This is a genomic window from Salmonella sp. NW1250 (assembly GCF_051812965.1).
GTDB lineage: Bacteria > Pseudomonadota > Gammaproteobacteria > Enterobacterales > Enterobacteriaceae > Salmonella > Salmonella enterica.
Map to the genome: position 1 here is coordinate 297652 of NZ_JAMNDD010000003.1, position 15894 is coordinate 313545.

14 protein-coding genes are annotated in these 15894 nt (G+C 55.4%); 5 read left to right on the top strand and 9 right to left on the bottom strand.

Annotated features, from left to right (window positions below):
• Window positions 1-56: 56 nt before the first annotated feature.
• Window positions 57-425, bottom strand: a complete 369-nt coding sequence (locus NBA72_RS07005; RefSeq protein ID WP_000348989.1) for an MmcQ/YjbR family DNA-binding protein — start codon at window positions 423-425, stop codon at window positions 57-59.
• Entirely contained in the window at window positions 425-1006 is a 582-nt protein-coding gene (locus NBA72_RS07010) for a TetR/AcrR family transcriptional regulator (protein ID WP_000113609.1), read from the bottom strand. The genes NBA72_RS07005 and NBA72_RS07010 overlap by 1 nt, the downstream gene beginning before the upstream one ends.
• A gap of 288 nt (window positions 1007-1294) precedes the next feature.
• Between NBA72_RS07010 and NBA72_RS07015 the strand changes: the two genes are divergently transcribed.
• The gene (locus tag NBA72_RS07015; protein ID WP_000155633.1) at window positions 1295-1636 is read left to right on the top strand and encodes a RamA family antibiotic efflux transcriptional regulator; all 342 of its coding nucleotides are present in this window, start codon (window positions 1295-1297) and stop codon (window positions 1634-1636) included.
• A gap of 5 nt (window positions 1637-1641) precedes the next feature.
• Here NBA72_RS07015 and NBA72_RS07020 read toward each other — a convergent pair whose 3' ends face one another.
• The 4 genes from NBA72_RS07020 to NBA72_RS07035 all read right to left on the bottom strand — a co-directional run bounded on the left by NBA72_RS07020 (window position 1642) and on the right by NBA72_RS07035 (window position 6093).
• Window positions 1642-1890, bottom strand: coding sequence for a DUF1158 family protein (locus NBA72_RS07020; RefSeq protein WP_000682497.1), 249 nt, complete (start codon window positions 1888-1890; stop codon window positions 1642-1644).
• 66 nt (window positions 1891-1956) lie between these two features.
• Window positions 1957-3075 carry a YbdK family carboxylate-amine ligase gene (locus tag NBA72_RS07025; protein ID WP_001196914.1) on the bottom strand — a complete coding sequence of 373 codons (1119 nt, stop codon included), beginning with the start codon at window positions 3073-3075 and terminating at the stop codon, window positions 1957-1959.
• An 11-nt stretch (window positions 3076-3086) separates the two neighbouring features.
• Window positions 3087-3791 carry an enterobactin synthase subunit EntD gene (gene entD, locus NBA72_RS07030; protein ID WP_042948068.1) on the bottom strand — a complete coding sequence of 235 codons (705 nt, stop codon included), beginning with the start codon at window positions 3789-3791 and terminating at the stop codon, window positions 3087-3089.
• Between the two features lie 46 nt (window positions 3792-3837).
• The gene (locus tag NBA72_RS07035) at window positions 3838-6093 is read right to left on the bottom strand and encodes a TonB-dependent siderophore receptor (protein WP_439004993.1); all 2256 of its coding nucleotides are present in this window, start codon (window positions 6091-6093) and stop codon (window positions 3838-3840) included.
• Window positions 6094-6281: 188 nt separating this feature from the next.
• Between NBA72_RS07035 and fes the strand changes: the two genes are divergently transcribed.
• The 4 genes from fes (at window position 6282) to wzz(fepE) (ending at window position 13012) form a co-directional block, all read left to right on the top strand.
• A complete protein-coding gene (fes, locus tag NBA72_RS07040; RefSeq protein WP_042948064.1) occupies window positions 6282-7496 on the top strand; it encodes an enterochelin esterase in 1215 nt (404 codons plus the stop codon).
• Window positions 7497-7526: 30 nt separating this feature from the next.
• Window positions 7527-7745: an MbtH family protein gene (locus tag NBA72_RS07045; RefSeq protein WP_000396006.1), complete on the top strand. Its 219-nt coding sequence runs from the start codon at window positions 7527-7529 to the stop codon at window positions 7743-7745.
• Complete coding sequence (entF, locus tag NBA72_RS07050; protein WP_042948063.1) at window positions 7742-11626, top strand: enterobactin non-ribosomal peptide synthetase EntF; 3885 nt, start codon at window positions 7742-7744, stop codon at window positions 11624-11626. The genes NBA72_RS07045 and entF overlap by 4 nt, the downstream gene beginning before the upstream one ends.
• 249 nt (window positions 11627-11875) lie before the next feature.
• A complete protein-coding gene (wzz(fepE), locus tag NBA72_RS07055) occupies window positions 11876-13012 on the top strand; it encodes an LPS O-antigen length regulator Wzz(fepE) (protein WP_042948062.1) in 1137 nt (378 codons plus the stop codon).
• 53 nt (window positions 13013-13065) lie between these two features.
• Here wzz(fepE) and fepC read toward each other — a convergent pair whose 3' ends face one another.
• From fepC to fepD, 3 genes are read right to left on the bottom strand one after another with little or no spacing between them, the layout of a single operon-like run.
• A complete protein-coding gene (fepC, locus tag NBA72_RS07060; RefSeq protein ID WP_000140622.1) occupies window positions 13066-13860 on the bottom strand; it encodes an iron-enterobactin ABC transporter ATP-binding protein in 795 nt (264 codons plus the stop codon).
• A complete protein-coding gene (gene fepG, locus NBA72_RS07065; RefSeq protein WP_077917528.1) occupies window positions 13857-14846 on the bottom strand; it encodes an iron-enterobactin ABC transporter permease in 990 nt (329 codons plus the stop codon). Before fepG ends, fepC begins: the two co-directional genes overlap by 4 nt.
• A complete protein-coding gene (gene fepD, locus NBA72_RS07070) occupies window positions 14846-15853 on the bottom strand; it encodes a Fe(3+)-siderophore ABC transporter permease (protein ID WP_001277879.1) in 1008 nt (335 codons plus the stop codon). Before fepD ends, fepG begins: the two co-directional genes overlap by 1 nt.
• Window positions 15854-15894 lie beyond the last annotated feature (41 nt).

The following is a 15894-nucleotide window of genomic DNA, read 5'->3' on the forward strand; positions in this document are numbered from 1 at the left end:
GGTACCGGGTTATCGGTAAAAAGATAAGGGAGGAAAATGCGGAAACGGTTATTGCATCAGCGCGGTCGCAGGCGCAGTTGCTCTCTTTTAGGCAGCCCGTCTACAACCAGATTCCATGAGTCATTTATCAAATCGTTGAGTAGCGAGACGGTGATATCCTCGCCCGCATAGACTGAAATCCAGTGTTTCTTATTCATGTGATAGCCAGGCGCAATGCTGGGGTAAATTTGTTGATTTACCAGGGATTTTTGGGGATCCGACTTCAGGTTCACCACTGGGCGACAGTGATGTTCAGTGAACAGCATGAATATTTTGCCGCCGACTTTAAACACATCGTACTGTGGGCCGAAAGGCCAGCAGTGTTCGGTAAAAGGCAGTTCCAGCGCAAAGCGTTTTGCACAGGCGTGCAGTGTTTGACCGTCCATTATTGCTCCTCGCGAGTCAGCGCGCGCCACATGGCTTCGAATCCCAGCGCAATATATTCGCCAGCGCGAGCGGGATCGCGCGCGGCGAAATCCATTGTTGTTTCAGCCAGCGCCAGAAAAAGGCCGTCGCCGAAGGCGCGGTACTCATCCGACATAAACACCATCAAAACGGAACGATGACATAAATCGCGCAATTCGGGGAACATATCGTCGGCCCGTTGTTCCGTCTCTTTGGTGAGCTTTTCGCTGACGGCCAGTTGACGGATCGCCCGATGGCGCGCGGGATGGTTCAGACCCCAACTGATGTAACTGTTCCAGATAAAACGAGTCATCATTTTGGCATCGGTAATGGATCGATCCAGCTCCATTATCATTGACTGGCAGAGATCCTGCTTTAAATGCAAATACAACGTGTTAATCAGCTCATCTTTGGTCGCGAAATAGCGAAACAATGTTCCTTCTGCAACACCTGCGTTACGCGCAATCACCGCCGTTGAGGCGGCGATACCGGATTGCGCTATCGCCTGGGTTGCCGCTTCCAGTAATGCTTGTTTTTTGTCTTCACTCTTCGGACGAGCCACTACACGTTACCCTTATGTCTGTAAAAACATGATTGAATCATGCCCGTTGTCGCGTCGCAACGGTGAATGTCAACCTTTGAAAAGTACCTTGACGGCGTATCTTTGCTTTCTATAATGAGTGCTTACTCACTCATAATCAAGGGCTGCCGCATGAAGTGGTAGAAAAGCATATTGCAGGCCATGCGATAAGACGTCTCACAATTTGTGTGGTTATTACTATGCTTATTGCTGTTGCCGTAAATGTGCGGTGCGGGAGCCGCCGACGAGTTTGATAGAGGGGAGAGCACGATGACCATTTCCGCTCAGGTTATCGACACGATTGTCGAGTGGATTGATGATAATTTGAATCAGCCGTTACGTATTGATGATATTGCCCGTCATGCGGGATATTCCAAGTGGCACCTGCAGCGCCTTTTTATGCAGTACAAAGGGGAGAGTCTGGGGCGCTACGTGCGTGAACGGAAGCTAAAACTGGCGGCGCGCGACCTGCGCGACACCGACCAGAAGGTGTATGATATTTGTCTCAAGTATGGTTTTGATTCGCAGCAAACCTTTACGCGCATTTTTACCCGCACGTTCAACCTGCCGCCAGGCGCTTATCGTAAAGAAAAGCATGGCCGTACGCATTGAAATGTTTAATCGGCCAGCGAAAACCAGCGCCGCCAGATAAAGCGAATAACATAATATTCCAGCGCGCCGAGCAACAGAAACCATAAACAAAACAACAAAGTATAAAGCTGGTTGAGATCCATAAGATGAAAGATCCCGACCAGTTTTTGCGCCAGCGCAAGGCCGAGCGAAGGGGCGGGCAGCAGCAGGCTGGAGAGCAACGCCATCAGCAAAATACCGGCAGCGGTCATCAATGATTCAAGCGGGTGTTTCATGGCTTTGTTAAACGTAAGTTAAAACGCCATTGTCCGGGATATCGCCTGGTAAGGCAAATATGCTGTCTATTGTCCCGCCCAGATTTCACAATGTTTTTGTACCAGGCCTATCAGCGATCCGCCGTCGGCAATAAACTCCCGCATATATTGCGCTTCGTTACCGCCTTTTTTCACCTGCAGACGTAGCGCGTCAATGGCGCTGTCTGCGCCCAGCTTGCGCGCAGAGGGGGTAACGTTGTCCAGCAGACGCAGCGTATCATCTGCCAGGCGACGGCGGTCGCCGGTATAGACATCGGTTAGCACGCCCTCCAGACCATAGCGGCAAGCCTGAAAACGGTTGAATTTATATAACAGATAGTCTTGTTCCTGCGGTTTAAAGGGACGCTCGGTCAGCAGCCAGTGCGCGGTCGCCTGAATCAACCCTGCCATATTGATGGCATGATCAAGGGTGAGCGGCGTATCCATCACCCGAACTTCTACCGTGCCAAAGGCCGGGCTGGGGCGGATATCCCAGTGCAAATCTTTGATGCTGTCGATCATCGTGGTGTAAGACAGACGGCGAAATAGTCCGGCAAACTCTTGCCAGTTACTGACCCACGGCATGGGACCGTTATCGGGAAAAGCGGAAAAAATATTCAGGCGCGCGCAGGCAAAACGGGTGTCAGATCCTTGCATATAGGGAGACGCGGCGGAGAGCGCAATAAAGTGTGGCACAAAATGCGACAGCCCGTGTAAAAGATAAATCGCATCGTCGCCGTTCGCGCAGCCGACGTGGACATGCTGGCCGAAAACCGTCGCCTGTTGAATTAAGTAGCCGAAATTTTCCAGCGTGCGTTGATAGCGCTCATTATCACAGACCTCCTGACGCTGCCATTTTTGAAAAGGGTGCGTACCGCCGCCGCAAATGCCGAGATGGTGTTCCGACGCCGCCTGTAAAATAACGTGCTGCATGGCAGAAAGTTGGGCCGCCACCTGGTCAATATCGCGGCAGACGCCCGTGGCCATCTCCAGCATACTTTCGGTGATATCGTGCTTAATTTCTCCCGCAGTAAGTTGGGGCTTAACGGCGTCGATCAGTGTAGAAGAGTCCTGACTTAAATCGTAGCCAGGTGGATTGATCACCTGCATCTCCAGCTCAATACCAAGCGTATAAGGTTCAGAAACGTGAAAATCATTCAGCGCCATAGCGATCTCATTTATCGGGGTATTGCGCTAAGTATAGAAGCGGGAGCGCTCCTGTCGTGGGGAAAGCGCGTTATTGCAGAAACAAGAGTAATAACGCTATTGCCACGTTGAAACCATTCTGTACGGACGGTACGTTCAGCCATCGTGGCGGCAAAGGCTGGCAGCAGATGTAACGAGATGTGCGTGGCGGTAAGCGAGGTAACTTTTGCGCTATCGAATCCCGGGAGCGTGACGCGGTCTGAAAAGGCTTTATAAACGCTCTCCTTGGCGGAGAAAGCCAGCGTCAGGGCAAGCGGAAAAGGGAGCGAGCTCGCCTGGAGAATTTGGCGCTCATCGCTATCAATAATGGACGGCGCCAGCTCTGTCGCCGTGTGCTGACTCATGATTTTTTCTATATCAATGCCGATACGCTGTCGGGATATGACGGCCAGCGCCGTTGTCGCACAGTGGCTGATGCTGCCAAATAGGCCGTCCGGCCATAGCGGCTGTCGCTTGTCGCCCATACCGGGCACTGTCCTGACGCCCATCTCGCGTAGCGCATGAACGGCGGCGATGCGGCCTGCCAGATGTTCAGCTTTACGCTTGCGTCCGGCAGACCGGAGCCGATCGTGATGAGGTAGCCATAGCAGGTCGTGTTCGTGAAAGCTGCTCGCATCAAAGTCGACGATATGCAGCCTGTGTCCGGCAAAGGGAAGGGGAAAATGAGATGTCCGCATCGTTTTTTGCTAATTCCCTCCCCGAATGAGGGAGGGAAGGTTGCCATCAGAAATGGGTATTAATGCTCATATACCACGTACGTCCCGGTTCGTTATAGGTGTACGCGCCAGCGCCCGCCATATAAGCGCCAGTTTGAGTATCCCTGACGGTTTGCGCGTTACCTTCACGCCACAGACGTTTGTCAAAGAGGTTATCCACGCCACCGGTCAGGCTGACATTTTTGGTCACGTCCCAGGTCGCGCTCAGGCCAACAATACTGTATGGGCTGACCGCTTGCTTATCTGTTCCGGTAACGGGGTTACCCTGATAATCATATTTCTTCGGCTCTTGTTTGCCGTACCAGGTGAAGGTCGATTGCAGAGAAACGTCCTGACGTACCTGCCAGCTCAGGGTTGAGTTAAGCGTGTACTGTGGAATAATCGACAGGCGTTCGCCGGTCTCTTTGTTTTTGCTCTGCAGCATATACGTAACGTTATTCGTCCAGTTGACGGTGTCGCTAACCGGTACGTTTAACGTGCCTTCCAGACCTTCAACGACCGCTTTCGGCACGTTCTCCCACTGATAGACATCCGTTTTGCCGTTGTTGATACGCTGCAACGGCACCGTACCCGCTTCGATCTTATTGCGGTAATCATTGCGGAACCAGGTGACGCCGGCCAGCCAGCCATCGCGTTTAAACTCCAGACCGATCTCTTTATTGATACTGGTTTCGGCTTTCAGATCATCGTTACCCATCATATAGCAGCCGATGCCGGTACCCGCGCCAGTCGCGTAGCAACCCTGACCTTTGCTATACAAAATATAGTTTGGGTTAGTCTGGTACAGACTCGGGGATTTATAAGCGCGGGCGATCCCCATTTTCAGGGTAAAGTCATCCCCCAGACCTTGTGACAGGTTCAGCGACGGGCTCCAGTTATCCCCCACAATACTGTGATGATCGAAACGTAGCCCCGGCGTCAGCATGGTGCTGTCGGTCAGTTCCATGTTGTTTTCAGCAAACAGAGAGAAAATTTCCGCTTTTGAATAGGGGCTACGATTGGTACTGCTGTAACCCGGGATATTTCCCCCCATAAAGGTTTGCGAGTTGGAGAGCTCGTCTTTCATACGCTGTTGGGCCCATTCGGTACCCAGCGTCAGGTTTTGATTGACCAGCAGATCGAAAGGAAGGCTCACTTCGCTGTGTAGGGTGACGTCATTCAAATCGGCATCGGCATATTTTTGCGATGCTTTGGGATCGAAAATTCCTTCGGTGCCGCCTGCCAGGCCTTCCGGCATCCGGGAGTTACGGGTATGTTCGTATTGCACCCAGTTACTGGTGGTTACGCCATTATCCCAGCCGCCGTTCCAGGTCAGAGAGTAGTTCTGCCGATAGAGGCGGTTCGTCTCTTTTCCGTAATTATCTTTCACCAGCTGGTTCGTATTGGTGTTCTGAGTATCGCCGGCATAGAGGTTGCCCTGGCGACTGTAACCGGCCTCCAGTTCCAGAGACTGAAGCGGAGCAAAATCCCAACGAACCACGCCGTTGATATCTTTGTTAATGACCCCCTCGCGTCCTGCCGGTAGCGTGTCGGCGTAACTCCCGGTACGTTCAGACTGATGCCCCTGGTTAATATTACGCGCATCAGCCTGCGTTTTGTCGAGGTTGCCATACAGACGGAAGCTGAAATCCCCGCCCAGCGGGCCGTTCAGGCTAAAGTTAGTGCGTTTGGTCGCGCCTTCGTCTTTATGTTCCGGCGCGTTGAAATAGGTATTCCAGGAGCCGTGCCACTCGCTACCGCCTTTTTTGGTAATGATATTGACCACGCCACCCGCCGCGCCGTTACCGTAACGTGCGGCGGCAGGACCACGCAGCACTTCAATGCGTTCGATCATCTCCGGCGGCACCCACGCGGTATCGCCGCGGGTATCGCGTTCGCCGCGCCAGCCCAGGCGCACCGAGTTACGGCTGGTGACGGGTTTACCGTCTATCAGGATGAGGGTGTTTTCCGGCCCCATGCCGCGAATATCGATTTGGCGGTTATTCCCGCGCTGACCGCTGGTGGAGTTGCCGGTCAGGTTCACGCCCGGCATGGTGCGGATGATTTCTGACACGTCGCGCGCGGGCGGATTTTTGCGGATCTCATCGGCGGTGATGGTGGATACGCCTGGCGCCTGTAGGTTTTGCTGGGCAGCGGTCACCACGATGGTGTCTTCATTGGTGAGCGCAGCGCTATCGGTTTTGTCTTCCGCCATCACGGGCAGAGCGGCCCCGTAAATCCCTAAATTGACCAGTAAGGTCAGGGAATGAATCTTCTTGTTCATTGTATATCCTGCTTTTCTTTAGCCACATAAGCCAAAGCGCCCGTCAAAGGCATTGGCCGGGTGATGAAATTGTGTTCGCGCGTCCCATAGCGCGACAATACGCTATTGCAAATGCAAATAGTTATCAATAATATTATCAATATATTTCACCTTTTATATACAAAATTCATAATAAACACAGGGTTATAATGAAAGAGGCGCTGGCAACGGGAAGTGAGGCCTGGTGGAGGACGAAAACCGGGCCGGAATGGATACGGGAAAAAGACGGAAATTATCGGGTCACTTTTTGGTGGCGCGACCCGCAGGGAAACGAAACACACTCCCCGATACGGCGTGTCTGGGTCTACATCACTGGCGTAACCGATCATCATCAAAACGCGCAGCCTCAGACGATGGAGCGTATTGCCGGAACGGATGTCTGGCGCTGGAGCACGGCGCTTAGCGCTAACTGGCGCGGCAGCTACTGTTTTATTCCTACCGAACGCGATGACGTTTTTGCCGCTTTTGCGCCGGGCGAAACGCCCGATCGGAACGCACTACGTGAAGGCTGGCGACAGCTATTACCGCAGGCGATTGCCGACCCGCTTAATTCGCAAAGCTGGCGGGGAGGACGTGGTCATGCGGTTTCAGCGCTGGAAATGCCGGATGCGCCCCTTCAGCCGGGATGGGATCGTCCTGAAACGCCGTACTCGCCGCCTTTGATGATGCAGTGGCATAGCGAACGTCTGGGTAACTCCCGCCGCGTATGGATATTGACGACCGGAGACGAGGCGCCGGAGGAAAGACCGTTGGCTATTCTGCTGGACGGTCAATTCTGGGCGGAAAATATGCCCGTCTGGCCCGCGCTTGCCTCGCTGACTCATCAACGCCTGCTTCCCGGTGCCGTCTATCTGCTGATTGACGCGATTGATACTCAACACCGCAGCCAGGAGTTGCCCTGTAATGCCGACTTCTGGCTGGCGGTGCAGCAGGAACTGTTGCCGCAAGTCAGAGCCGTGACGCCTTTTAGCGATGATGCCGGGCGAACGGTGGTCGCCGGACAGAGTTTTGGCGGCCTGTCGGCGCTGTATGCCGGCCTGAACTGGCCGACGCGTTTTGGCTGTGTACTAAGCCAGTCAGGATCGTTCTGGTGGCCCCATCGCATCACCCCGCCGGAGGGGGAAGTCATTACCCGGCTGAAAACCGGCGCATTATGCGCGCGCGGACTGCGTATCGTACTGGAAGCCGGCGTGCGTGAGCCGATCGTGTTTCAGGCGAATCAGGCGCTTTATGCCCAACTGAATACTTCGCAGCAGTCCATTTTCTGGCGTCAGGTTGACGGCGGACACGATGCGCTTTGCTGGCGCGGCGGGCTAACGCAAGGGCTGATGCTGCTTTGGCAGCCGCTTATCGACACGCTTTAACCGGGCACATGTCCATGACAGGAGTTGAGTATGGAATTCAGTAATCCCTTCGATAATCCGCAGGGACAGTTTTACATCCTGCAAAATGCGCAGCGTCAATTCAGCCTTTGGCCAGCGGCGTGCGCGCTTCCCGCAGGCTGGGACGTGGTATGCGAACCGCAATCGCAGGACGCGTGCCAGCAGTGGCTTAATACGCGCTGGACAACACTGAATCCGGCGCATTATGCCGATAAGCAGGAGGCGAAATGACGCAGCGTTTACCGTTAGTCGCCGCTCAGCCGGGGATCTGGATGGCGGAAAAACTCTCTGATTTACCCTCCGCCTGGAGCGTGGCGCACTACGTGGAACTGAACGGCGAGCTGGATGCCCCCTTGCTGGCAAAAGCGGTAGCGGTAGGGATGCAACAGGCGGATACGCTACGGATGCGTTTTACCGAAGAGAACGGCGAGGTCTGGCAATGGATAGATCCTGAGCACACCTTCGGCGAGCCCCCGATTGCCGATTTACGCGACCAGCCCGATCCGCATCACGCGGCGCTGGCGTTAATGCAGGCGGATTTACGGCAAAACCTGCGCGCAGATAGCGGTAAGCCGCTGGCGTTTCACCAGTTAATCCGCATTGATGATACCCGCTGGTATTGGTATCAGCGCTATCACCATTTGCTGGTGGATGGCTTTAGTTTCCCGGCGATAACCCGCCAGATTGCGGCGATTTATCGCGCCTGGCAGAGCGACGCCCCTACGCCGGAGTCGCCTTTTACCCCCTTTGCGGATGTGGTCGAGGAATATCAGCGCTATCACCAGAGCGAGGCCTGGCAGCGTGACGGCGCCTTCTGGGCGCAGCAGCGCCGCGAGCTGCCGCCGCCGGCGTCAATTTCTGCCGCGCCGTTGCCGGGGCGGTCGGCGAGCGCGGATGTTCTGCGTATGAAATTGAGCGCGCCGGCGGGGGCGTTTCGCCAACTGGCGGCGCACATGCCTGAGATACCGCGAGCGGATCTTGCCCTGGCGCTGGTGACGTTGTGGCTGGGACGATTATGCGGGCGAATGGATTATGCCGCCGGATTTATCTTTATGCGGCGGATGGGCTCAGCGGCGTTAACGGCGACCGGGCCTGTCCTTAACGTGTTGCCGCTGGCGGTTAACCTTTATGCGACGGAAGATCTGCCAACGCTGGCGAAGCGTCTTGCGGCGCAGTTAAAGAAGATGCGCCGCCACCAGCGTTACGACGCCGAACAGATTGTACGCGATAGCGGGCGAGCCGCAGGGGAGACGCCGCTATTTGGCCCGGTGCTTAACATAAAAATGTTTGATTATTATCTGGATCTTCCTGGCATACAGGCGCAAACCCATACCCTGGCGACGGGGCCGGTTAACGATCTTGAACTGGCGCTTTTTCCGGATGAAAACGGCGGTCTGGATATTGAATTGCTGGCGAATGCACAGCGTTACGATGACGCCACGCTCTCCCGCCATGCCTTACGATTGATGGCGCTTATCACGCAGTTTGCGGATAACCCGGCGCTGCGCTGCGGCGATGCGCAAATGCTGCTGGCGGAAGAACAAACGCAATTAGCACACCTTAATAATACGGCGGTAACGATTCCCGCCGCCACGCTTAGCGATTTGGTGGCGCAGCAGGCGCAAAAAACGCCAGAGGCTTCCGCGTTGGCAGATGCGCATTATCACTTTACCTACCGTGAAATGCGCGAACAGGTTGTGGCGCTGGCATACGCGCTGCGGGAACTCGGCGTTCAGCCTGGCGATAGCGTGGCGGTGGCGTTGCCACGGTCGGTTTTTCTGACCTTAGCGCTGCATGGCATTGTCGAGGCGGGCGCCGCCTGGCTGCCGCTGGATACCGGTTATCCTGACGATCGGCTGCGAATGATGCTGGAAGATGCGCAGCCGAAACTGTTAATTACGACTCAGGCGCAGCTGGCGCGCTTTCACGATATTCCGGGGATGGAATATTTGTGTTATAGCCAACCGCTACCGGTCAGTGACGCCACTCCGCTGGGGCTGTCGTTACCGCATCATACCGCTTACATCATTTTCACCTCTGGCTCGACGGGCAGGCCGAAAGGGGTGATGGTGGGACAAACGGCGATAGTCAACCGGCTGCTGTGGATGCAGGATCACTATCCGTTGACGGCGGATGATGTAGTAGCGCAAAAAACGCCGTGCAGTTTTGACGTCTCAGTATGGGAGTTTTTCTGGCCGTTTATCGCCGGGGCGAAACTGGTGATGGCTGAACCGGAAGCGCACCGCGACCCGCTCGCGATGCAACGGTTCTTTGCGCAATACGGCGTCACGACCACTCATTTTGTGCCGTCGATGCTGGCGGCCTTTATTGCCTCGCTCACGCCAGCGTCGGCTGGGAAAAGCTGCGCTTCCTTAAAGCGCGTTTTCTGTAGCGGCGAGGCCCTGCCGACGGCGCTGTGCCGCGAATGGGAGACGTTAACCAACGCGCCGCTACACAATCTGTACGGGCCAACGGAGGCCGCGGTGGATGTGAGCTGGTATCCGGCCTGTGGCGATGAGCTGGCGGCTGTTGACGGCAACAGTATCCCGATTGGTTATCCCGTCTGGAATACCGGTTTACGTATTCTCGATGCGCATATGCAGCCGGTGCCGCCGGGCGTGGCTGGCGATCTCTATCTTACCGGTATCCAACTGGCGCAGGGCTATCTGGGGCGTCCGGATCTTACCGCCAGCCGTTTTATCGCCGATCCTTTTGCGCCAGGCGAACGGATGTACCGTACCGGAGATGTGGCGCGCTGGCTGGATTCCGGCGCGGTGGAGTACCTGGGGCGCAGCGACGATCAGCTCAAAATTCGGGGGCAACGTATTGAACTGGGCGAGATTGACCGCGTCATGCAAACGCTGCCGGATGTTGAACAGGCGGTAGCACATGCCTGCGTCTTTAATCAGGCGGCGGCGACGGGCGGGGATGCCCGGCAACTGGTCGGCTATCTGGTGTCGCACTCCGGTTTGCCGCTGGATTTACCGGCGCTGCAGGAAAAATTACGCCAAAAACTTCCCGCGCATATGGTGCCAGTTGTGCTGTTGCAACTTGCCAGCTTGCCGCTTAGCGCTAATGGCAAGCTGGATCGTAAAGCCCTGCCGCTGCCGGACCTGACGCCGCGCGTGAAAGGGCGTGCGCCGCAGTCCGCAACGGAGATTGCTGTCGCCGCGGCGTTTTCCCGCCTGCTGGGCTGTGAGATTAACGACGTTGAAAGTGATTTCTTTGCGCTGGGCGGACACTCGCTGCTGGCGATGAAACTGGCCGCGCAGCTAAGTCAGACGTTTAACCGCCAGGTGACGCCGGGGCAGGTGATGGTGGCGTCTGACGTGGCGCAGTTAAGTAAGCTGCTCGATACTGACGATGACGAACGCTCGCGCAATCTGGGGTTCGGGCCGCTGTTGCCGCTGCGTGAAAGCGATGGTCCAACGTTATTTTGTTTCCATCCGGCGTCGGGGTTCGCCTGGCAATTTAGCGTATTATCACGCTATCTCAGCCCGTCGTGGTCGATTATGGGGATTCAGTCGCCGCGCCCCGCTGGCCCTATGCAAACCGCAACCACCCTTGATGAGGTATGTGAACATCATCTGGCGACATTGCTCGCCCGGCAGCCGCATGGCCCTTATTATTTATTAGGCTATTCGCTGGGCGGGACGCTGGCGCAAGGGATCGCCGCCCGATTGCGCGCGCGCGGCGAAACGGTGGCGTTTTTGGGGTTACTGGACACCTGGCCGCCGGAAACGCAAAACTGGCGGGAAAAAGAGGCGAATGGCCTCAATCCGGACGTATTGGCGGAAATTGAACGTGAACGCGCTGCGTTTGTCGCCGCGCAGCAGGGAAATGCCTCCGAAGCCTTATTTACCGCCATTGAAGGCAATTATGCGGATGCCGTCCGTTTGCTGACGACGGCGCATAGCGCACCGTTTGATGGACATGCTACGCTCTTTGTGGCGGATAAAACGGTGCCGGAAGGCGTATCGCCTGAACAGAGCTGGTCGCCGTGGATAGCGTCTTTGGCTATTTATCGCCAGCCGTGCGCGCATGTAGATATAATTTCTCCCTCCGCTTTTGAAACTATCGGGCCCATCATCAGCGAACTTATTAATAAATAACGGGCGTTGTTTCTGCCTTTAACAAATTAAATCCTGAAACCCATAATAATTACTAATTATTATGGGTTTTTTATTGCAACTATTAATTCTTTTAACATAAGTGATACATGCTACAGGCAAGTTTAATTCCGAATATTTAGCTTTTCGGGCACTGGCGCGTAAAGATTGTTTCGGATAATTCTGACTTGCTGTTAGAATCTCTGACAGGAATGTGTTCTTTCATTGGATAAAGTTTTCAGGTCATACGGCATGCCATCTCTTAATGTAAAACAAGAAAAAAATCAGTCATTTGCAGGTTACTCACTGCCGCCCGCCAACAGTCATGAAATCGATTTGTTTAGCCTTATAGAGGTGTTATGGCAGGCGAAACGTCGTATTCTTGCTACCGTTTTCGCCTTTGCGTGCGTGGGGTTGCTTCTGTCCTTTCTGCTGCCGCAAAAATGGACCAGCCAGGCGATTGTCACACCGGCGGAGTCGGTACAGTGGCAGGGGCTGGAGAGAACGTTGACCGCGCTGCGCGTGTTGGATATGGAGGTAAGCGTTGATCGGGCCAGCGTATTTAATCTGTTTATTAAAAAGTTTAGCTCGCCCTCGCTGCTGGAAGAATATCTTCGTTCTTCTCCGTATGTCATGGATCAATTAAAAGGCGCGCAAATAGACGAGCAGGATCTTCACCGGGCGATTGTCCTGCTGAGCGAAAAAATGAAAGCGGTGGACAGCAATGCCGGCAAGAAAAATGAAACGTCGTTATTCACGTCGTGGACATTGAGTTTTACCGCGCCGACGCGGGAAGAAGCGCAAAAAGTGTTGGCTGGCTATATTCAGTACATCTCCGATATCGTCGTGAAAGAGACGCTGGAAAATATTCGTAACCAGCTGGAAATCAAAACCCGCTATGAGCAGGAAAAGCTGGCGATGGATCGGGTGCGTCTCAAAAATCAGCTTGATGCCAATATTCAACGTCTCCATTATTCGCTGGAAATCGCCAACGCCGCCGGTATTAAGAGACCGGTTTACAGCAATGGTCAGGCGGTAAAAGATGATCCGGATTTTTCTATTTCTCTCGGCGCGGATGGTATTTCCCGCAAACTGGAAATTGAAAAAGGGGTAACGGACGTGGCCGAGATCGACGGTGATTTGCGTAACCGTCAATACCATGTTGAACAACTGGCGGCAATGAATGTGAGTGACGTGAAGTTTACCCCGTTTAAATATCAACTGTCGCCGTCTCTGCCAGTGAAAAAAGATGGCCCGGGTAAAGCCATCATTATTATCCTGGCGGCGTTGATTGGCGGTATGATGGCCTGCGGCGGCGTATTACTGCGTCACGCGATGGTCTCGCGTAAAATGGAAAACGCGTTGGCGATAGATGAACGGTTAGTCTGATTTACCCGAAAAGCCGGATAGCGATTATCCGGCTTTGTCATCTGTGTGAACGACTATCGCCGTCCCAGCGGTACCACCAGCGGCGTACCGGCAACCGGATCGTCGATAATCATACAGCGCAGCCCATAGATTTTTTCGATAAGCTCAGCGGTAACAATCTCTTTCGGCGCGCCCTGTGCGACAATGTTACCTTCGCGTAATGCAATCAAATGCGTGGCGTATCGGCAGGCCTGATTCAGGTCATGCAGGACGGCGGCGAGCGTATAGCCTTTTTCGCGGTTGAGATCGCTTAACAACTCCAGCAAATCAATTTGATGGCTAATATCCAGCCACGTTGTCGGCTCATCCAGCAGCATGATGGACGTTTCCTGCGCCAGCACCATGGCTATCCACGCCCGCTGACGTTGGCCGCCGGACAGAGTATCTACGCTTTGCGTCGCCAGTGAGGTGATACCTGTTGCACGCATGGCACTGGCGACGGCGTCGGCATCTTCCTTGCGCCAGCGGGTAAATAACGGCTGATGCGGATAACGCCCTCTGGCGACCAGTTCTTGTACGGTGATATCGCCCGGCGTAGTGGCGTTTTGCGCCAGCAATCCGATGCGCCGCGCCACCTCTTTACTGGCGTAACGCTGTATTTGTTCGCCATCCAGCCAGACATGGCCGTCAACAGGCGTCATCAGACGGCTTAGCGTGCGTAGCAACGTTGACTTGCCGCAGCCGTTAGGGCCGATGATGGCGGTAAAATGGCCGTCCGGAATCGAAACATTAAGGTTTTTTGCGACGGTATAGCTGCCATAACCCAGCGTTAACTGGTCGCCGCGCAAACGGGCTACGGATTCGGTCATTTTTTGCGGGACTCCTGAATTAACAAGACGATAAGGTAAATACCGCCGAGGCTGACGGTGACCACGCCCACTGGAAGCTGATAAGGCATAAACAGTTGCTGCGCGCACGCATCGGCGGCCAGTAGTAACAACGCGCCGCACAGCGCCGACTGGGTTAATCCCCAGCGCGCTGTGCCGCTAAGACGGCGGGCGATGTGCGGCGCGACAAGGGCAATAAACGAGATGGGGCCAGCCAGTGCCGTTGCCGCAGCGGTGAGCGACACCGCCACCAGCATCAGCATCAGGCGTGACCGCTCCACGCTAACACCCAGCGCGCAGGCGCTGTCATCGCCCATCTCCAGCAGCCGCATACGACGCACCAGTAGCGCGGCGCCTGTCAGCATCACAATAATCAGCGGCGCCGAAGGCCAGGTTTTTGCCCATGTCAGACCGTTGAGCGACCCGGCGTTCCATAAGCCGGCGGTGAGCGCCGTTTCCAGCGACGCCTGCAACAGAAGCCAGGTATTAAAGGCGACTAACATCGCGCGGATGCCGATACCGATGATAATCAGCCGGAAAGTTTCAATCCCGTTACGCCAGGCGAGCAGCCAGACAATCAATGACGTGACGATACCGCCCGCCATTGCCGCCAGCGCGATCGCGGTAAGATGCTGGCCAAACAGGATCATTGCGACCAGTACGCCGCTCCAGGCGCCGGTATTAAAGCCCATCACATCAGGGCTGCCTAGCGGGTTACGCATCAACGACTGAAAAATCGCGCCACTGACGCCAAGCGCAGCGCCAATCAGCAGCGCCATTAATACGCGCGGTAGTCGCCATTCGGTTACGACAAGGGTGATGTTACGCGGCGCGTCGCCCAGCAGCGCGGCAATAATCTGCCCGGTCTCAAGAGGCACGACGCCGCTTTGCAGACTCCATAAGCCAATGGCGAAGCAGCCAGCCGCCAGAAGCAGGCAACTTACGATAAGCCGACGAGAAAGAAACATCACAGGCCGCCTCCGTTCGATTTACGGCGTACCAGAAAGATAAGTACCGGCGCGCCGATAAACGCACTGACAACCGATACGCGGAGTTCGCCCGGCACCAACAGACGACCAATAATATCGGCAAAAAGCAGCAGAGCAGGGGTTGCCAGTAGCGTCACTGGCAGCGACCAGCGGTGGTCTGCGCCCACCAGCCAACGCGCCATATGCGGCATCATCAGACCAATAAAGGCGATAGGGCCGACCAGCGCCGTTGCGCTGCCGCACAAGACGGTAATCGCCAGTAAACCGATAAGTTGGGTGCGCGCCACTTTACTCCCCAGCGCCGTCGCGGTATCGCTGCCGAGGCTCAGGCTGTTCAGCGCACGGCTCAGAAATAGCGCCACGATCCCAGCGATAACCACGGGCGCGAGCGCGACTTTCAACGTTTGCAGGCTGCGAATGTCCAGCGATCCTGCCTGCCAGAAGCGAAGCTGGTCATAGACCTCTGGATTTAACAGCGCGATGCCGCTGGTCAATCCTTCCAGTACCGCGCCAAGCGCCACGCCCGCCAGTGTCAGGCGGACCGGGCTTAACTGGCCGCCGCCCTGACTACCGGTGAAGGCGACAATCAGCGATGCGATAAGCGCGCCGCTAAATGCCATGAAAAGCTGTTCCAGCGGCGTGGAGAAACCAAACAGCGCCGCGCCCAGTACAATGGCGAAGCTGGCGCCGTTGTTAACGCCCAGAATCCCCGGGTCGGCGAGCGGGTTACGAGTGAGTGTTTGCATGAGCGCCCCGGCGAGGCCCAACGCGCCGCCTGCCAGTAATCCGGCCAGCGTACGCGGCAAACGCGCATCCAGGACGATGGTGCAATCGGCGCTTTGGCACACGCCGGTGAACGCCTCCAGCACGACGGCGGCGGGCAGCGGTTTCGCGCCAATGACCAGGCTTAAAACCGCGGCGAGACTCAGTAATAACAACAATCCGGGCACGGCAAACGCGCGCGTCACGGAAAACGAGCATGACATAGTAACTTCCCTGATAATGATAGTAATTATCGTTATCTATC